16 protein-coding genes are annotated in these 19005 nt (G+C 67.6%); 3 read left to right on the top strand and 13 right to left on the bottom strand.

Features of this window, described 5'->3' with window-relative positions; genetic code table 11:
* Nucleotides 1–339: 339 nt before the first annotated feature.
* From pgi to gnd, 3 genes are read right to left on the bottom strand one after another with little or no spacing between them, the layout of a single operon-like run.
* Nucleotides 340–1971: a glucose-6-phosphate isomerase gene (pgi, locus tag BKA16_RS07240; RefSeq protein ID WP_183370022.1), complete on the bottom strand. Its 1632-nt coding sequence runs from the start codon at nt 1969–1971 to the stop codon at nt 340–342.
* Nucleotides 1968–2975 carry a glucose-6-phosphate dehydrogenase (coenzyme-F420) gene (fgd, locus tag BKA16_RS07235; protein ID WP_183370021.1) on the bottom strand — a complete coding sequence of 336 codons (1008 nt, stop codon included), beginning with the start codon at nt 2973–2975 and terminating at the stop codon, nt 1968–1970. Before fgd ends, pgi begins: the two co-directional genes overlap by 4 nt.
* 4 nt (nt 2976–2979) lie before the next feature.
* Nucleotides 2980–3870, bottom strand: coding sequence for a phosphogluconate dehydrogenase (NAD(+)-dependent, decarboxylating) (gene gnd, locus BKA16_RS07230; RefSeq protein WP_183370020.1), 891 nt, complete (start codon nt 3868–3870; stop codon nt 2980–2982).
* A gap of 146 nt (nt 3871–4016) precedes the next feature.
* On the opposite strand from gnd, the gene BKA16_RS07225 reads away from it, so the two are divergent.
* The gene (locus tag BKA16_RS07225) at nt 4017–4772 is read left to right on the top strand and encodes a DeoR/GlpR family DNA-binding transcription regulator (protein ID WP_183370019.1); all 756 of its coding nucleotides are present in this window, start codon (nt 4017–4019) and stop codon (nt 4770–4772) included.
* 44 nt (nt 4773–4816) lie between these two features.
* On the opposite strand, the gene BKA16_RS07220 is transcribed toward BKA16_RS07225, so the two are convergent.
* The gene (locus tag BKA16_RS07220) at nt 4817–5272 is read right to left on the bottom strand and encodes a MarR family winged helix-turn-helix transcriptional regulator (protein WP_183370018.1); all 456 of its coding nucleotides are present in this window, start codon (nt 5270–5272) and stop codon (nt 4817–4819) included.
* A gap of 110 nt (nt 5273–5382) precedes the next feature.
* On the opposite strand from BKA16_RS07220, the gene BKA16_RS07215 reads away from it, so the two are divergent.
* The gene (locus tag BKA16_RS07215) at nt 5383–6723 is read left to right on the top strand and encodes an MFS transporter (protein WP_183370017.1); all 1341 of its coding nucleotides are present in this window, start codon (nt 5383–5385) and stop codon (nt 6721–6723) included.
* A gap of 133 nt (nt 6724–6856) precedes the next feature.
* Here the strand turns inward: BKA16_RS07215 and BKA16_RS07210 are convergent, their stop codons facing one another.
* The 8 genes from BKA16_RS07210 to BKA16_RS07175 all read right to left on the bottom strand — a co-directional run bounded on the left by BKA16_RS07210 (nt 6857) and on the right by BKA16_RS07175 (nt 16967).
* Nucleotides 6857–7459 (bottom strand): TetR/AcrR family transcriptional regulator, encoded by a 603-nt coding sequence (locus BKA16_RS07210; protein ID WP_183370016.1) that lies wholly within the window; start codon nt 7457–7459, stop codon nt 6857–6859.
* Nucleotides 7456–8250 carry an enoyl-CoA hydratase family protein gene (locus BKA16_RS07205; protein ID WP_183370015.1) on the bottom strand — a complete coding sequence of 265 codons (795 nt, stop codon included), beginning with the start codon at nt 8248–8250 and terminating at the stop codon, nt 7456–7458. The genes BKA16_RS07210 and BKA16_RS07205 overlap by 4 nt, the downstream gene beginning before the upstream one ends.
* A 55-nt stretch (nt 8251–8305) precedes the next feature.
* On the bottom strand, nt 8306–9463 hold the full coding sequence (locus BKA16_RS07200) for an acyl-CoA dehydrogenase family protein (protein ID WP_183370014.1): 1158 nt from the start codon (nt 9461–9463) through the stop codon (nt 8306–8308).
* Nucleotides 9464–9539: 76 nt separating this feature from the next.
* Nucleotides 9540–11621 carry an ATP-binding protein gene (locus BKA16_RS07195; RefSeq protein WP_183370013.1) on the bottom strand — a complete coding sequence of 694 codons (2082 nt, stop codon included), beginning with the start codon at nt 11619–11621 and terminating at the stop codon, nt 9540–9542.
* Between the two features lie 11 nt (nt 11622–11632).
* Complete coding sequence (locus BKA16_RS07190) at nt 11633–13231, bottom strand: acyl-CoA carboxylase subunit beta (protein WP_183370012.1); 1599 nt, start codon at nt 13229–13231, stop codon at nt 11633–11635.
* Nucleotides 13232–13259: 28 nt separating this feature from the next.
* Nucleotides 13260–14420, bottom strand: coding sequence for an acyl-CoA dehydrogenase family protein (locus tag BKA16_RS07185; protein WP_183370011.1), 1161 nt, complete (start codon nt 14418–14420; stop codon nt 13260–13262).
* A gap of 49 nt (nt 14421–14469) precedes the next feature.
* A complete protein-coding gene (locus tag BKA16_RS07180; protein ID WP_183370010.1) occupies nt 14470–16179 on the bottom strand; it encodes an acyclic terpene utilization AtuA family protein in 1710 nt (569 codons plus the stop codon).
* A gap of 2 nt (nt 16180–16181) precedes the next feature.
* On the bottom strand, nt 16182–16967 hold the full coding sequence (locus BKA16_RS07175; protein WP_183370009.1) for a TIGR03084 family metal-binding protein: 786 nt from the start codon (nt 16965–16967) through the stop codon (nt 16182–16184).
* A 143-nt stretch (nt 16968–17110) separates the two neighbouring features.
* Here BKA16_RS07175 and BKA16_RS07170 point away from each other — a divergent pair, with 143 nt between their 5' ends.
* Nucleotides 17111–17989 carry a PaaI family thioesterase gene (locus BKA16_RS07170; RefSeq protein ID WP_183370008.1) on the top strand — a complete coding sequence of 293 codons (879 nt, stop codon included), beginning with the start codon at nt 17111–17113 and terminating at the stop codon, nt 17987–17989.
* Between the two features lie 8 nt (nt 17990–17997).
* Here the strand turns inward: BKA16_RS07170 and BKA16_RS07165 are convergent, their stop codons facing one another.
* Nucleotides 17998–19005 carry an AraC family transcriptional regulator gene (locus tag BKA16_RS07165; protein WP_183370007.1) on the bottom strand — a complete coding sequence of 336 codons (1008 nt, stop codon included), beginning with the start codon at nt 19003–19005 and terminating at the stop codon, nt 17998–18000.

Raw genomic sequence — 19005 nt, 5'->3', positions numbered from 1 at the left:
GCGATCGACAGAAGGAATGGAATGTCCTCCGCTGTACCGCCGACACTACGAGTCGGCGCGTACATCGACGGCTACACCCTGTATTACCCGTGGACGCGGCCGGTGCAGACGTGCGCGATGCCCAATTCATAGTGTCCGTGTGGGCCCACGAGGGTAAGGGGCCCGACGTCAACGCCCCGGCCCCTCGTGGGCCGGGGTCTTCTATCTGTGACTCTGCCTGTCCAGACAGGCAAGGCGACCGCGACGCCGATGCATCGCCAGACGCCTAGGGCGCTCACCTGCAGCACACGGACGGATTGTGCACTACCGGTGAACGCCCTAGGCGCTTCTCCTACGCGGCTACGCCCGTTCCTTCCAGAACGCGGCCACGAGCTCTCGGGTCGAACTGTCCATCGCATCCGACGGCCCACCGCCGCTCGCGAGCGCGGGTGCCAGCTCCACGGCAGACGCCTTGCCGAGTTCCACACCCCACTGGTCGAACGAGTCGATGCCCCACACGGCCCCCTGCACGAACACCTGGTGTTCGTAGAGCGCGATGATCTGCCCCAACGTCGACGGCGACAACTCCGGCGCGAGGATCGTCGTCGAGGGCCGATCACCCGGCATCACCTTGTGCGGGGCCAGGTTGGGATCCACACCGTCGGCGATCACCTCGACTCTGGTCTTACCGAATGCCAACACCCGCGACTGCGCGAACATGTTCGCCGTCAGGACCTCGTGCATCGCGGTCCCACCGTCCGACGAGGCGACGTCCTGTCCGGCACGCGCGAATCCGATGAAGTCCGCGGGCACCAGCCGCGTGCCCTGGTGCAGAAGCTGATGAAACGCGTGCTGGCCGTTGGTTCCGGCCTCACCCCAGATCACCTCGCCCGTCGGCACACCGACCGGTTTCCCGTCGCCGCGCACCGACTTGCCGTTCGACTCCATCGCGAGCTGCTGCAGATACGCGGGAAGACGCGCGAGATCGTTGGCGTACGGCAGTACCGCACGCGCATCCGCGTCGAGCACGCTCGCATACCAGACGCTCAGCAGACCCAGGATGACCGGCGCGTTCGACTGGATAGGCGCGGTGGCGAAATGCTCGTCGACGATCCGGAATCCCTCGAGGAACTCGGCGAAGCGCTCACGACCGATCGCGGCCATCACCGACAGTCCGACAGCCGATCCGACGGAGTACCGGCCGCCCACCCAGTCCCAGAATCCGAACACGTTCGACGGTTCGATGCCGAACTCGGCGACGAGATCGGCATTGGTCGACACCGCGACGAAGTGTTTGCCGACCGCGTCCTCGCCGAGCTCGTCCACCAGCCACCGGCGCGCCGCATGCGCGTTGGCCATCGTCTCGAACGTGGAGAACGTCTTGGACACGACGACGAACAGCGTCGTCGCAGGATCCAGATCGGCCAGTGTGGACAGCAGGTCGGAGGGGTCGACGTTCGAGACGAATCGCACGTCGGGGCCGTCGCAGTACTCGCGCAACGCACGGTGCACCATCACCGGCCCGAGATCGGATCCGCCGATGCCTATGTTGACCACCGTGGTGATCGCGCCGCCGTCGGCGCCGGTCCACGAACCGTCACGCACGCGGTCGGTGAAATCGCCCATCGCATCGAGAACCGCGTGCACGTCCTGCACCACGTCGTGACCGTCCAGGAACAGCTTCTCGTCGCGGCGTCTGCGCAGCGCCGTGTGCAGCACCGACCGGTTCTCCGAGACGTTGATCCGGTCTCCTCGCAGCATGGCGTCACGTTGCTCGAACAGGTGTGTCTCGCGAGCCAGCAGATGGAGCAGGCGCAGCGTCTCACCGTTGATCCGGTGCTTGCTGTAGTCGATGTACAGATCGCCCGCGCGCACCGACATCGCGGCGCCCCGGCCCGAGTCGGCGGCGAAGAGCTCCCGGATGCTGCGGGTCGCGATGGAGTCGGCGTGCTCGGTCAGCGCACCCCACGCGGAGGTGTCCGCGACGCTCATGACAGTTCCCGGAGGCGCGGCGCGAGATCACGCTCGAACAGGTCGAGAAACCGTCGTTGATCATGGCCCGGAGCATGGAACACCAGGTGATTGAGACCGGCGTCGACATACGGCTTGATCTGTGCGACGGCGTCGGCCGGGTCGGACGCGACGATCCAGCGTTTGGCGATCTGCTCGATCGGCAGCGCGTCGGCGGCGGCTTCCATCTCGATCGGATCCTCGATGCTGTGCTTCTGTTCGGGCGTCAGCGAGAGCGGCGCCCAGAATCGCGTGTTGTTCAGCGCGGCTTCGGGATCGGTGTCGTAGGACAGCTTGATCTCGATCATCCGATCGACATCCTCGAACGAACGGTCCGCCTTCTCGACGCCCTCCTTGACGGCCGGGATCAGCTTCTCGGTGTACAGGTCCATGCCCTTGCCCGAAGTGCAGATGAAGCCGTCGCCCGCGCGACCGGCGTAGCGTGCGACGACGGGGCCGCCCGCCGCGATGTAGACCGGGATCGTTCCCGACTCGGGCACGTCGTAGATCGAGGCGCCCTTGGTCTTGTAGTACTCGCCCTCGAAGTCCACGCGACCGCCCCGCCAGAGTTCGCGCATCAGCCGCACGGATTCGCGCAGCCGTGCGAATCGTTCCTTGAAGGCGGGCCACTCGCCGTCGAATCCGGTGGCGATCTCGTTCAACGCCTCACCGGTGCCGACGCCGAGCATGATGCGGTCCGGGTACAGGCAGCCCATGGTGGCGAAGGCCTGTGCGACGACGGCCGGGTTGTAGCGGAACGTCGGCGTCATCACCGAGGTGCCGAGCTGGATGCGGCTCGTGCGTTCGCCGACCGCAGTCATCCAGGAGATCGAGAACGGCGCGTGGCCGCCGTTGTGCCGCCACGGCTGGAAATGGTCCGAGACACTCGCCGAGTCCATGCCGTGTTGTTCGGCCAGGACGGCGAGTTCGACGAGTTCACGCGGCGCGAACTGCTCCGCCGACGCCTTGTATCCGAGTTTGATCATGTCGTCAGTCCTCCGAGCTCGCGTGTACGTGATGTCCCCCGAATTGCTGTCGTAGCGCCGCCACGGCCTTCATGGCCGGCGACTGGTCCTGCCGTGACGAGAACCGCGCGAAGAGCGCGGCCGCGATGACGGGGGTGGGAACCGCGTGGTCGATCGCCTCCTCGATCGTCCACCGCCCCTCGCCCGAGTCCTCGACATAGTCGGTGATCGCCGCGAACGCGGGATCCTCGCCCAGCGCCGCGACGAGCAGTTCCAACAGCCAGGAGCGAACGACCGTACCCGACTGCCAGGCCGTCATCACCTTGTCGGGCGCCGCGATTCGCGATTCTGCGGCGAGCAGTTCGTATCCTTCGGCGTACGCCTGCATGAGTCCGTACTCGATGCCGTTGTGCACCATCTTGGCGTAGTGGCCGGCGCCGGTCGGGCCGGCGTGGACGAAACCGTTCTCGCGCGGCCCCGCGGGCCGCAGCGAATCGAAGATCGGCATCGCACGTGCGACGTCGCTCTCCGCGCCGCCGACCATGAGTCCATAGCCCTCCGTGCGTCCCCAGACTCCGCCCGACACCCCGCAGTCGAGATACGCGACGCCGCGAGCAGCGAGCACCTCGGCGTGGCGGTCGTCGTCGTCGAAGCGCGAGTTGCCGCCCTCGATCAGCAGGTCGCCCTCTTCGAGGAGCCCGGCGAGTTCGTCGATGACTCCGCGGGTGATCTCACCGGCCGGGACCATGGTCCACACGGTGCGCGGGCCGGGCAGCCGGGCGACCATCTCGGCCAGCGAGTCGACGTCACCGATTCCCGGCGCCGCGTCGTACCCGACGACGGTATGACCGTCGGCCCGCAGCCGATCACGCATGTTCGCACCCATCCGGCCGAGGCCGATCAAGCCGATCTCCATCAAGCGACTCCTCCAAGATCGCGCACGGACCGCGTGCTCGTTTGCTCGAAATCAAGCATGTAATGCACGTAATCATGCATACAGTGAAGTGATGTGTCAAGATTCACGCATGGCCGTTTCTGTAACACCCCACCGCGAGATGCTCGATGTCTGCTGACGACCGGCGGCAGGAGATCCTCCGCAGGCTGCAGATCGACGGGTACGTCGAGGCGACCGCGCTGTCGAAGGACCTCGGAGTGGACGCATCGACGATCCGCCGCGACCTCGATGCGCTCGACCGATCGGGGCGGGCCGAGCGCACCCACGGCGGCGCGCGGCCGCCGGCCGGAGCCCCGACAGACATCCCGTACGCGGTCAAGGAGGGCGAACGACGACGCGAGAAGGTCGCGATCGCCCGGACCGCGACCGCCGACGTACGGGACGGACAGACCGTCGTCCTCGACAGCGGATCCACGACGTACCAGATCGCTCTCGAACTCCGGCACAAGCAGGGACTGACGATCATCACGAACGATCTGCGAATCGGGAAGTACGCGGCCACACTGCCCAGCGCGCGCCTGCTCGTGACCGGTGGCGAACTCCTCGGATCGGTGTACACGCTCGTGGGCGAACGCGCCGTCGACTTCATGGGCGACTACTCCGCCGACTGGGCGTTCATGGGCGCCGACGCCCTCGACCCGATCGCCGGCATCACCAACACGAACACGTTGGAGATACCGATCAAGCGAGCGATGATCCGATCGGCCGAGCGGGCGGTCGTCGTCGCCGACAGTTCCAAGTTCGGCAACCGGGCGTTGGCGAAGGTCGCGGCGATCGACGAGGTCAGCAAGATCATCACCGATCGGGTCAGCGAGATCGAGGACGTGGAGGCGTACGGGGATCGGCTGTCATTCGCGGAGTGACAGCCGATCCACCGGGCGGCGGACCGGCGAATCAGCTCCGCCCGCTACTCTCCTCGTAGAATCTCGTCCAGCAATCGCAACGCGGGCACCGCGGCCGCCAGTCGTTCCCGTTCCTCGTCCGGAAGTCGAGCGATACCCGCCGCGAACCGCTCGGCTTGCGCGTGCCGCCGGCGAGAGACCGCGATCCGCCCCGCCTCGGTCAGTTCCACCAGCGCCGCCCGCCCGTCCGCCGGATCCCGACGACGAGTCACCAGACCCGACCCCTCCAGACTCGACACCAGCGACGTCATCGAGGGCTGTGTGACCCCCTGCAACTCGGCCAGCGCCGTGACGCGCGCGGGACCGAAGTCGTTCAGCCTCGTCAGCGTGGCCGACGCCGTCAGGCTCATCTCCCGCGGAGTCTGCCGGTGAACCTGCGCGTACAGCGCATACAAGGCCTCCACCAAGTCGTGCGGCTCGGCATTCGGTCCGCCGCCTACCGGGATCGTCGACTCCACCATCGGCTTCCTCCATATCGGCACCGTGGTGCGTCTCGGACAGTTCACAAGTCTATCGGGGAACTTTCACCCAACTATTGCATAGATAATCTATATAGACTATCTATGTAAATATGACACAAGCTTCAGCGAGCCCCTTCAAACAGCCGAAGGCGGTATGGGCGGTAGCGTTCGCCTGCGTCGTCTCGTTCATGGGCATCGGACTGGTCGATCCGATCCTCAACTCGCTCAAGGGCGATCTCGGGGCATCCGATTCGCAGACGACGATGTTGTTCACCAGCTACCTCGTCGTGACCGCGGTCGCGATGCTCATCACCGGGTGGGTGTCCTCCCGCATCGGCGCGAAGAACACACTCATCGTGGGCCTCGTGTTGATCGTCGTCTTCGCCGCGGCCGCCGGAGCGAGTGGATCGATCGGCGAGATCATCGGTTTCCGCGCGGGCTGGGGCGTCGGCAACGCACTGTTCATCGCCACCTCGCTGGCGGTGATCGTCGGCGCGGCGAGCGGCGGCTTCGAGGGCGCCATCGTCCTGTACGAGACGGCACTCGGGGTCGGCATCGCGACCGGACCGCTGATCGGCGGACTCCTCGGCGAAGTGAGCTGGCGCGGACCGTTCTTCGGCGTCTCGGTCCTCATGCTGATCGCCCTGGTCGCGACCGTCGTCCTGGTGGAGCCGATGCCGAAACCGCCCGAGAAGCAGTCGGTCCTGGAACCGTTGAAGGCGCTCAGGCACCGGACCCTGGCGACGACGAGCGTCGTCGGTCTGCTCTACAACTGGGGCTTCTTCACGATCCTCGCGGTGTCACCGTTCCTCATCGAGTTCAAGCCGATTCCGATGGGCGGGGTGTTCTTCGGGTGGGGCATCCTCGTCGCCCTGTTCGCCGTCTTCGGCGCACCGTGGATGAAGGCGCGCATCGGCACCGGCCGGGCCCTCTACGTCGCTCTCGGCGGCATGGTGGTCGTGTCTCTGGTGATCGGAATCTGGGCGGAGACCAAGATCGCCGTGATCATCGCGGTGGTCGCCTCCGGGATCTTCGTCGGCCTCAACAACACGCTGGTCACCTCGGCCGTCATGAGCATCGCGCCGGTCCCGCGCCCCACCGCGTCGGCCACCTACGGATTCGTCCGATTCATCGGCGGCGGCCTCGCACCGTTCGCCGCCACGAAGATCGCCGAACAGTTCACCGACAGTTCCCATCCGGCGCCCGCCGACTACCGGCTCCCCTTCATCATCGGCGCCGTCGCCGTACTCCTCGGCGGACTCCTCCTCACGACTCTCCGCAAGGACCTCGACGCCGCGGACGCCGAGTCGTCGCAGCAGGTGTCGACCGAACGACGTGACGCCGAAGACGCGGCCCGCGAGTTCCCCGCCGTCGAAGAGGAGGCGATCCTCGCCGAGTCGGCGTACCACGAGGATCGCGTGATCGCCGCGGAGCACGACGGGCACCGCTGATCCCGCGCATGCCGTTGGAGATCAGTGCTGTGACGTCCACTCAGGGCGATGCGTCTGCGCTACTCCCGACCACAGCACTGATCTCTGCAACCGCGACTCGTCCCGACAGCGAGGAGCGGGCAGGTCTGCGGCCTCACCCGCCCAATCCCAGCTCCACCTGCTCCACCCACGTCGCCACCACCTGCGCACGACGGCGCGAATCGTCCGACAACGTGGCGGCCAGCCCGAGTCCACGAGCCAGGTCGAGCGTCGCCTGCGCTAGCCGGTACGCATTCGGATTCCGACCGTCCGGGTCGAGCCCGGCGAGCGTCATCTCGTGGGCGGCCCGCGCGAACTTCGCCTCCAGCGGCAGGATCTGCTCGCGAAGGACCTCGTCGGAGGCGGCGGCGGCCCAGACCTGCAGCGCCGCGCGGAAGTTGCGTCCCACATAGATCTCCACCGCACGTGCGACGACGATGCCGATGCGCTCCGGACCGGCAGGCAGATCGGCCACGTCCTGCGCGGCCGATGCGGTCAGATCGGTGAACATCTGCTCGAGCGCCGCCGTGATCAACACCTCCCGCGTAGGGAAGTGGTGCTGTGCGGCCCCACGCGAGACGCCGGCCTCCTCCGCGACACGCGCCACCGTCGCGGCCGCCCATCCCTGGCCGGAAAGGATGTCGATCGTCGACGTCAACAGCCTCTCGCGCGTCAGACGCGACCGATCCTGCTGCGGTTCACGCGGCGAACCGGTCATGACGAACTCGCGTCCCACGCGGGCGCGCGCTTGGACAGGAAGGCCGTCATGCCCTCGCGGGCGTCGTCGGAGGCGAACAACGCGGCCGATTCCTGCGCTCGTATCTCGGCGTTCGCCTCGAACTCGGTGATCAGCGCGGCGGTCGTCAACTTCTTCGATGCCGCGAGCCCCTGCGGAGACGCCTTGCGAATGCCCTCGCTGATCGAGGTCAACGTCGCCTCGATCTCGTCGGACGACGCGCACGCCTGGGTGAGGAGACCGATCTCGGCGGCCGTCGCCGGCGTGAACGTCTCCCCCGTGAGGAAGTAGCGTCCGGCCGCTCGCGCCGACATCTTGGGCAGCAACACGATGGAGATCATCGACGGTGCGAGGCCCAGACGCGACTCGGTCAACGCGAACGTCGCGTTCGGTCCGGCGATCGCGATGTCCGCCGCCCCCAACAGACCGAAACCGCCCGCCCGTACATGCCCGTCAGCGACGACGATCACCGGCTTCGGCATCTCCAGCATCGCCCGCATCAGGTCGATCATCGCCCGAGTCCCCTCGGCCGTCGCCTCCTCCGGTGACAGCCCCCGACCCAACGCCTCCTTCAGATCGCCTCCCGCACAGAAGGTTCCGCCGGTGTGGGTCAGCACCACGCCGCGCACGGCGTCGGCGTCGGCGGCCGCGGCGAGCGCGGCCCGCAACTGCGACACCAGACTCGAGCTCAAGGCGTTCCGGTTGGCAGGCGAGTCGAGCGTGATCGTGGTGATCGCCGCGGTGGTCTCGGCGCGGACGAGCGTGTCGGTCATGGGAGTTCCTTGGGTGGAGTGATGGGGGCTCAACCAGCGGGGCGGGGGATCGGCCTCAGTACGACTTCGGCAGACCCAGGCTGGCCGAGGCGACGAAGTTGAGGATCATCTCGCGGCTGACCGGAGCGATACGGGTCAGACGCGAGAGCGGAACCATCGCGGCCACACCGTATTCGACGGTGAGCCCGTTACCGCCGAGAGTCTGCACGGCCTGGTCGACGGTCTTCACGCACGCCTCACCGGCGAGGTACTTCGCCATGTTGGCCGGTTCGGCGGCACCCCAGTCGTCGCCCGCGTCGTACAGGGTGGCTGCCTTCTGCATGAGCAGCTTGGCGGCCTCGAGCTCGATCTTGCACTGCGCCAACGGATGCGCGATGGCCTGGTGCGAACCGATCGGCGCCTTCCACACGGTGCGATCGTTGGCGTAGGAGACGGCCTTCTCCAACGCGAAGCGTCCCATGCCGACGGCCGACGCGGACGCCATGATGCGCTCCGGGTTCAGCCCCGCGAACAGCTGGCTCAGCGCCGCGTCCTCGGAACCGATCAGGGCGTCTGCCGGGAGTCGAACGTCGTCGAGGAACAGGGTGAACTGCTTCTCCGGATTCTTCAGATCCATGTCGATCATGGTGGAGCTGAACCCGGGAGCATCCGTCGGCACGATGAACAGTGCGGGTTTGAGCTTGCCGGTCTTGGCGTCCTCGGTGCGGGAGACGATCAGCACCGCCTGCGCCTGATCGACACCGGAGATGAACACCTTCTGACCCGACAGGATCCACTCGTCGCCGTCACGGCGAGCAGTGGTGGTGATGTTGTGCGAGTTCGATCCCGCGTCGGGCTCGGTGATACCGAACGCCATCGTGATCGATCCGTCGGCCAGACCGGGGATCCACCGCTGCTTCTGCTCGTCGGTGCCGAACTTGGCGATGATGTTGCCGCAGATCGCCGGCGACACGACGAGCATCAGCAGACCGGTTCCGGCCGCGGCGATCTCCTCCATGACGATCGCCAGCTCATACATTCCGGCACCGCCGCCGCCGTACTCCTCCGGCAGATTGACGCCGATGAAGCCGAGTTCGCCCGCCTCTTCCCACATCTCGTCGGTCTTGCGATCGGTGTTCGCGCAGTCGAGGAAGTACTGCTGACCGTACTTGGTGGCCAGACCGCGGACGGCTTCGCGGAGTGCCTTGCGCTCGTCGGATTCGATGAAGCTCATATGGGTTCCTTCAGGGGTTGGTGTGTTCTTCGTATGTCATTGGTCTCGACTCGCTTCGCTCGACCAGCGGGAGGAGTCACTCGGCTTCCGTGATCACGGCCAGTACGTCTCCCACGGAGAGCTGCCGACCCTCTTCGACGGCGAGCACCGACACCACACCATCCGACGGCGCGGCGATCGTGTGCTCCATCTTCATCGCCTCGAGCCACAGGAGCGGCTGGCCGGCCGTGACCGTGTCGCCCTCGGCGACGGCGACGCGGATCACCGATCCGGGCATCGGTGCGAGCAGGGAACCGGGACGTTCCTGCGCCGACGGATCGGTGTACCGCGGCACTCGGGTCAGCGCGACCGACGCGCCCGGCCAGTCGACGTTCACACTCGCATCACCCATCGCTCCGCTCGCCCCGGCGGCACCGACCACCGACACCTCGTACCGTCGGGTGACACCCGCCGTCGAGATCGTGACGACATCGGCGGCGATCGATTCGACGACGCTGTCGGCCAGATCCGGCAGATCGACACCGCGGCGACCGATCCGGTATCGGGCGTCGACCTCCTCGCCGGACGCCGTCACATATCTCTTCGACTGGTAGTCGGAGGCGATGTTGCGCCACCCCGACGGCAGCGAACCGAGGACACGAGCACCTCCCCGGTTGGCCGCCGACTGCGCCAGCGCCGCGGCGACGGCGGCCACGCGAACGTCGTCGTCGGACGCCAGCGGTGCCGACAGGACGTCGAGACCGACGGTGTCGAGGTAGGCGGTGTCGGTGTCACCGGAGGCGAACGTCTCGTCGCGCAACGTGTTGACCAGCATGTCCCGGTTGGTCACCAGGCCGTGGATCTTCGCATCCGCGAGCGACCGGGCGAGCATCGCGGCCGCACGCGCCCGGGTCGGCGCCCACGAGATCACCTTGGCGAGCATCGGGTCGTAGTACGTGGAGATCTCACTGCCGTCGGCGATGCCCGAGTCGACGCGCACCCCCGGCCGATCGAGCTGTTCGAAACGTGCCGACGCGGGAAGATCGATCGTGGTGACCGTGCCCGACTGCGGCTGCCAGTCGTGAGCCGGATCCTCCGCGTACAGTCGGACCTCGATCGCGTGGCCGTTCGTGGCCGGCTCCTCGGCGGGCAGCGCCTCGCCCTCGGCGACGCGGATCTGCCATTCGACGAGATCGATCCCGGTGGTCAGCTCGGTGACCGGATGCTCCACCTGCAGACGGGTGTTCGTCTCCAGGAAGAAGAACTTGCCGTCCCGACGGTCATCATCGGACCCGCTCGCTGCGCTCCCAGCGTCCGCCACATCATCGGACCCGCTCGCTCCGCTCCCGGCGTCCGCCAAGAACTCAACCGTTCCCGCGCCGCGGTAGCCGATCGACTCGACGGCCGCTCGCGCGGCCGCGAACAGCCGCTCGCGCATGTCGCCGCCGACCCGCTCCACGAGCGGGGCGGGAGCCTCCTCGATCACCTTCTGGTGTCGACGCTGAATCGAGCATTCGCGCTCGCCGACCGCCCACACGGTGCCGTGCTCGTCCGCCATCACCTGCACCTCGATGTGATGACCGCGCTCGATGTACGGCTCGCAGAACACCGTCGGATCGCCGAACGCCGACTCGGCTTCCCTCCGCGCCGCGGCGACGGCGTCGGCCAGCTCACCGAGTTCACGCACGATCCGCATACCGCGGCCGCCGCCACCGGCGGAGGCCTTGATGAGCAGCGGCAGATCTGCTTCGGTCACGGAGTCGGGATCGATGTCGGTCAGCACCGGGACACCGGCGGACGCCATCAGCTCCTTGGCGTTGACCTTCGAGCCCATCGCGGTGATCGCGGCGGCGGGCGGACCGATCCACACCAGCCCCGCGGCCGCGACGGCCTCGGCGAACTCGGCGTTCTCCGACAGGAATCCGTAGCCGGGATGGATGGCGTCGGCCCCGGCGGAACGCGCGGCGGCGATGATCTTCTCCGGCCGCAGATAAGTCTCGGCCGACGTCGAACCCGGAAGTGCCACAGCCGAATCGGCCATCCGCACGTGCGGAGCGTCGGCGTCGGGATCGGAGTAGACGGCGACGGTGCGCAGTCCCATCTTCTTGCACGTGGTGAACACGCGGCAGGCGATCTCGCCGCGGTTCGCGACGAGGACGGACGTGATGGCGTTGCTCATGTGTTCTCTCCTCACATCCGGAAGACGCCGAAGTTGCTGGTGCCCTCGATCGGCGCCGATGCGATCGCCGAGAGCGTCTGCCCGAGGATCGTGCGCGTGTCGCGCGGGTCGATCACGCCGTCGTCGTAGAGCATTCCCGACAGGAACGTCGGGACCGACTCGGCTTCGATCTGCGCTTCGATCATGGCGCGCATGCCCGCGTCGGCCTCCTCGTCGACGACGCCGCCGCGGGCCTCGGTGGCCGCGCGGGACACGATCGAGATGACGCCCGCGAGCTGCGCCGCCCCCATCACCGCGCTCTTGGCACTCGGCCACGCGAACAGGAACCGCGGATCGTAGGCGCGCCCGCACATGCCGTAGTGCCCGGCGCCGTAGCTGGCGCCCATCAGGATCGAGATGTGCGGGACCGTCGAGTTCGAGACGGCGTTGATCATCATCGAGCCGTGCTTGATCATGCCGCCGCGCTCGTACTCGGTGCCCACCATGTATCCGGTGGTGTTGTGCAAGAAGATCAGCGGGGTGTCGGCACGGTTGGCGAGCTGGACGAACTGCGTGGCCTTCTGCGACTCCGCGGAGAACAGCACGCCCTGGGCATTCGCCAGGATCCCGACCGGGTAGCCGTGGACCTGGGCCCATCCGCAGACCAGCGACGACCCGTACTCGGGTTTGAACTCGTCGAAGTCGCTGCCGTCGACGACGCGCGCGATCACCTCGCGCGGATCGAACGGCACCTTGAGGTCGCTCGGCACGATGCCGAGGAGGTCCTCCGCGTCGTAGAGCGGCTCGACGACGTCGGCGACGGGGTCGGGACCGTCCTTGCGCCAGTTGAGTCGTGCGACGATCCGTCGCCCGAGGCGGACGGCGTCCTGTTCGTCGACGGCCAGGTAGTCGCCCAGCCCGGAGACCCGGGCGTGCATCGCGGCCCCGCCGAGTTCCTCGTCGTCGGCGACCTCGCCGGTGGCCATCTTGACCAGCGGCGGCCCGCCGAGGAAGACCTTCGACGCGCCGTCGATCATCACGACGTGGTCGCTCATTCCCGGCACGTACGCGCCGCCCGCGGTCGAGTTGCCGAATACGAGGGCGATGGTCGGGATCCCGGCGGCGGACAGTCTCGTCAGATCGCGGAACATGCGTCCGCCCGGAATGAAGACTTCCTTCTGCGTCGGCAGATCGGCGCCGCCGGACTCGACCATCGAGATCACCGGGAGCCGGTTCGCCAGAGCGATATCGTTGGCACGCAGGATCTTCCGCAACGTCCACGGGTTCGACGTGCCGCCCTTGACGGTCGGGTCGTTGGCCGTGATGAGGCATTCGACGCCTTCGACGACGCCGATGCCGGTCACTACGGACGCCCCGACGGTGAACTGCGATCCGTGCGCCGCCAGCGGGCACAGCTCGAGGAACGGCGAGTCCTCGTCGACAAGCAGTTCGATGCGTTCGCGGGCGGTCATCTTGCCGCGTCTGCGGTGCCGCTCGACGTACTTCTCGCCGCCCCCGGCGAGCACCTTGCGGAACTCGAGGTCGAGGTCGGCGAGTTTGGCGTTCATCTCCTCGACGTTCGCGACGAACTCATCGGAGTTCGTGTCGATCCGTGACTTCAACACGGTCATCAGATTCCCTCTCGCTTCGCTCGTTCCGTCATGCCTGGTACCCCAATCGTTTCGCGGCCAGACCGGTGAGGATCTCGTTGGTGCCGCCGCCGATGCCCAGAATGCGCATGTCCCGGTACTGGCGTTCCACTTCCGACTCGCGCATGTAGCCCATGCCGCCGAACAGTTGGACGGCCTTGTTCGCCACCCACTCGCCGGTCTCGACGGCCGTGTTCTTGGCGAAGCAGATCTCGGCGATCAGATCGTCGTCGGAGTCCACCTTCCGTTCGACGACGGCACGCGTGTACGTGCGCGCGATGTCGATACGACGAGCCATCTCGGTGACGGTGTCCTGCACGGACTGGCGCGATATCAGCGGACGGCCGAACGTCTCGCGGTCGCGGACCCAGTCGAGGGTCAAGTCCAGGCAGCGCTGCGCACTCGCGTACGCCTGGACGGCCAGACCGGCGCGCTCGGTGACGAAGGCCTGCGCGATCTGCGCGAATCCCGAATTCTCCGCTCCCACCAGGTTCTCCACCGGCACCCGGGCGTCGACGAACGACAGCTCCGCCGTATCGGACGCGAGCCAGCCCATCTTGTCGAGCTTGCGCGCCACCTCGAATCCCGGCGTGCCCTTCTCGATGACGAGCAGGGAGACGCCCGCGGCGCCCGGGCCGCCCGTGCGGACCGCGGTCACCACGAAGTCGGCGCGGACCGCGGACGTGATGAAGGTCTTGGCGCCGTTGACCACATAGTGGTCACCCTCGCGCACCGCGGAGGTCCGCAGATGTCCGACGTCGCTGCCGCCGCTCGGCTCGGTGATCGCCAGCGAGCCGATCATCCGCCCTTCGAGCGTCGGTCGCACCCACTTCTCGATCTGAGCGGGATCGCCCGCCGCGATGAGATGCGGCAGCGCGATGCCGTGTGTGAACAACGATGCGAACACGCCGCCCGCACCGCCGCGGTAGTGGAACTCCTCACCGAGGATCGTCGAATCGACCAGGTCGCCGCCGGATCCGCCGACCTCCTCGGGCACGCCGAGGCCGAAGAGCCCGAGCTCGGCCGCCGCCAGATGGAGATCACGCGGGATCAGCCCGGTGCGCTCCCATTCGTCCTGTGCGCCGACGACATGGCGCGCCAGGAATCCGGCTACGGTCTCACGCAGCGCGAGTCGTTCCGGACTGTCCCAGATCGAGCTGGGGATGGGCATGTGTTCTCCTTCTTCGCGATTGTCGAGATACCCCGCCGGCCCACCCGGGCTAGTCGGGCGAGCCGAATCTCACGGGCACGTCCACGACCCGCGACCGCAACCATTCCCCCAGCCCCTTGGCCTGGGGGTCGAAGCGGACGTTCTCGGCCACACCGCGCCCGAGAACGCCTTCGATGACGAAGTTGAGCGCTTTCATCTTCGGCAGGCGATAGCGGTGGACAGTCAGATCGGCCGTCTCGGGAAGCAGTTCTTTGAGCTTGGCGACGCTGAGCGTCTCGTCGAGCCAGGCGTACTCGTCGTCGCCGCGCGCCCAGACGCCGATGTTCGCGCTGCCTCCCTTGTCACCGCTGCGCGCGCCGACGACCTCGCCGATCGGTGCGCGGCGCGTCGCACCGCGGTCGGCGACGGGCCCCGAATCGGGAACGGACACGTCGCGGATCGGTTCGGTGCGCAACGGCGACGGCTCGATCACCACCGACACTCCGTCGGGCTGATTCACTAGATGCTCGACGAGTCCGGCGTCGACGTATCCGGGTTCGAACACCCCGTACGGCGATCCGTTGCCGGGAGGCGAGGTCAAGGTGAAACCGGGGAAGCTCGCGAGCGCGAGTTCGACGGCGGTGGCGCTGAACGGTCGGCCGACGACCTTCGGATCGGGGTCGCGGGCGACGCAGCGCAGCACCGCGCTCGCCTTCTCCTGTGTGTCGGCGTCGGCGCGATCGATGCGGGACAGTTCCCAGGTCAACTCGGCGGGCGCACTCGGCAGGGCCGCCTCGAACTGTGCGCGGAACAGTTCAGCTTTGGCGTCGACGTCGAGGCCGGTGATCACCACGTCGACCTCGTTGCGGACGCCCGCCAAGTGGTTGAGCGAGACCTTCAGATCCTTCGGCGGAGCCTCCCCGCGAACCCCGGTGATCGCGACGCGATCGTCGCCGACCTGGGCCAGTTCGACGGTGTCCAAGAGCGCCGTGGCGTCCGGGTTGTAGTAGCGCGGCCCCTGGATCTCGTACAACAACTGCGCGGTCACGGTGCCGACGGTGACCGCTCCCCCGGTGCCGTCGTGCTTGGTGATGACCGACGTCCCGTCGGCGGCCACCTCGGCGACGGGGAAGCCGAGCGGGCGATCCATCGGCACCTCGCGGAAGAACGAGTAGTTGCCGCCGGTGGCCTGGGTGCCGCACTCGATGACGTGTCCGGCGACGATCGCACCCGCGACGGCGTCGAGGTCGTCGTAGCCCCAGCCGAACGCCGACGCCGCCGCGCCGACGGTCAACGAAGCGTCGGTCACACGCCCGGTGACGACGACGTCGGCCCCACGGTCGAGTGCGGCCTTGATACCGAATCCGCCGAGGTAGGCGTTGGCGGTGATCGGGGTGCCGAGGCCGAGTTCCGCTGCGCGCGGAGCGATGTCGTCGCCGTTGACGAAGGCGATCTGCGCGTCGACGCTCACCTTCGCGGCGAGCTGACGCAACGCGACGGCCAGTCCGTGCGGATTGAGACCACCCGCGTTGACGACTACCTTCACCCCCTTGTCGACGGCGAGACCGAGGCCCGTCTCCATCTGCCGCAGGAACGTCTTGGCGTAGCCCAGCGACTGATCCTTCATCCGGTCCTTGCCGAGGATGAGCATGGTCAGTTCGGCGAGGTAGTCGCCGGTCAGGTAGTCGAGTCGTCCACCCTCGAGCATCTCGTGGACGGCGGTGATCCGGTCGCCGTAGAAACCGGACGCATTGCCGATACGGACCGATGCGGGAGCCATGTTCAGTGTCCTTCCGTGCTGGGAGTGCGGCCCGATCCGGGCGGGCCGGCGAAGCATTGAGCGATCGATGCCCATTCGGCGGCGTCGTCGCCGATGATCTCGAGGTCCAGATCGGCCAGTGCCCGCCGCTGTGTGACGAGTTCGGCGAAGTCGATCGCCGGTCCGCGGACGATGTTCGACGCGTCGTCCGGACCCCACGTCCAGACGTCCCCGTTCGGGCCGGTCAGTTCCACGCGGAACGGTTCGGCGGGCGGGGTCTTCTCGTTCACCAGGTACGCGAAGTCTCGGGTGCGGACGCCGATGTGGGCGACGTTGCGGATCCGGTCGGTCGGCTCGACCCGCACGCCGAACGCGTCGGCGACGTCGAGTCCGTGCGCCCAGGTCTCCATGATGCGGGCGGTCATCATCGACGTCGCCGACATCGGTGGACCGAACCACGGCAGTCTCGTTCCGTCCGGTACGGCCTCGAGAGCGTCGACGAGCCTGCCGCGCGTCTCGCGCCAGTCGGCGAGCAGTTCGGCGGGCGGGCGCAGCGCCTCCTCGTCGGCCGCCGCGTCGACGAAGCCGAGAGGGTCTTCACCCGCTTCGGCCAGGAGTTCCGACGCGAACCGCTCCGGATCGGTCACCGCCACCAACGACACTCGGTCGGTCCACAGGATGTGTCCGACCTGATGTGCGACGTCCCACCCGTCGGCGGGTGTGGCCGTCGCCCACTGCGTGTCGGACAGATCCGCCACCAGTGCATCGAGGGACTCGTACTCGGCCCGGAGGTCGTCCGCGATCGCCATGCGTCGAGGGTCACACAGGTTCGAGAATTAATCAAGCATGAATGATTGTTTCATGTCGGCTCGAGCCGTGCGAGCACGTCGTTCTCACCGAGGTCGCCTCGACGAGCCGCAGCTCACACCGGTGTTGCTGATACACATGAGCCATGCTCGTCACCGCGCCCACCGATCCCATCGACGCCTTCGCCATCGGCCGCACCTCCGACGGCGACGAATGGACGATGAACCAGGCGCTCGGCACCTCGCTGACCGATCACCGCGGACTCATCGAGATGCCCGCGCTCACCGTGCTCTTCGACGACCTCGGCGGACTCCGCTTCTACCTCGCCGAGCCGTCCGTGTCGTCACTGCAGGCCCGGCTGACCATGTCGATGCTCGAACGGCCCGCCGTCGACGAGTATCTGACCGCGACCGCCGATCTGCGCATGTCGTCGCACACCTATGGCACCACGTCGGTCGACATCGTCGGCGACGGCGACCGTCTCCTGTGCACCGGGCTCGCGCGCAACGTGCGGGTGGGGCGGGTCACCGACGCCAGACCCGGCCTGCACCTCTCGGTTCCCGAATCACCGAACGCACATCCCGCCGTCACCGCACCGCCCGTCGATCTGACCGGCCGCGAGATCGTCTCGGCCATCCGTGACGGCGCTCCGATCGGCCCACTCGCCCGCCTGCTCGGCGGCTCGATCACCGCTGTCGACGACACCGCCCTCACCTTCACCGCCGAGACCGCACCGTGGATGGGCAACGTGATGGGCACCATGCACGGCGGCGTCATCGGCGCGATCGTCGCCCAGGGCTGCTCGCTGGGCGCGCAGTCGTTCACCGGCCCGGGTCAGAGGTATCAGATGGTCGACTTCACCGTCGCCTTCCTCCGCTCCCCCGCCGTCGACGGACGCGGCGTCCACGTCCGAGTGACCCCGGTGAAGCTGGGCCGTCGGCTGTCGGTGTTCGACGCCGACCTACGCGACGACGACGGGACCCTGCTCGCACACGCCACCGCCGATGTGCGCTTCGACGTGTGAGTTCGTGTTCAACCGCGGATCCGCTCGCGGAACTCCAACGGGCTGATCCCGTGCCGCGCCTTGAACTGGTTGCGGAACGTCGCCAGTGAGCGGAAGCCGACGGCCGTCGCGATGTCGCCGATCCGCGTCCACGGCCTCTCCTCGAGCATCTCGCGCCCGGCCTCGACCCGCTTGTCGGCGATGAGCTCCGCGGGCGATGTGTCGAGTTCGGAGAACAGCCGATACAGGTGTCGCCGCGAGATGTGCAGTTCGTCGGCGATCGCATCCGTCCCGAAGGACGGATCCCGGTAGCGGCGGGCGACCAGGTCGATCACCGTCTGCCGGACATACAGTCGATCGTCCTGCAGGCGGTAGCGGTCGTCCAGGGTCAGTTCGGCCAGAGCCGCGGTGACCAGGTCGATGACGGCCAGTTCCGTGTCAGCGGGCACCTGGGCGCCGGTCACCGCCGTGTCGACGGCGAACCGACGGAGGAAGGTGGCCGTGGCCCTGGCCAGGGGCGTGTCCGTCCCCGACGCCCGGCGCGAGCGTTCGGCGAGATACCGGTGGGCGCCGAGGGCGGAGAGACGGATGAACAGGCCCGCCGACTCGTGGATCGTCGTCGTCGCGCGGACGAACGGATACAGCGTCGGGACCAGGATCAGGTCGCGCGGCGCATACCGATACTCCTGCCCTCGCTGCCAGAGGGTCGACTCTCCCCGGATCGGCGACACGCTGGCGATGAGCACTTCACGAGGGTCCTCACGGATCGATTCGGCCGTGCACTCGATGCGCACAGGCGTCTGCAGCGAGCAGTAGACGGCCGACTGGGAGAGCATGTGCCCGTACCGCAGTGTGCCCAGCCCTTCGGTCCGGTTCGAGGAGAACGACACGCGCGCCACCGTGTCGCCCAACCGCATCGGGTCGACGATCGTCGCGGCGTCGACACCGAGACGCTTCTGCCACGCCGCGATGATCGCCGGAGTCAGGGTCGACGCGAACCGTTCCGTGGGGACGAACGGCACGTTCTTGCCACTCAT

The organism is Gordonia humi (assembly GCF_014197435.1).
In the GTDB taxonomy this organism is placed as follows: Bacteria; Actinomycetota; Actinomycetes; order Mycobacteriales; family Mycobacteriaceae; genus Gordonia; species Gordonia humi.
Note: the sequence above shows the minus strand (reverse complement) of the source record. Positions and strands in the feature narration are given on the sequence as shown.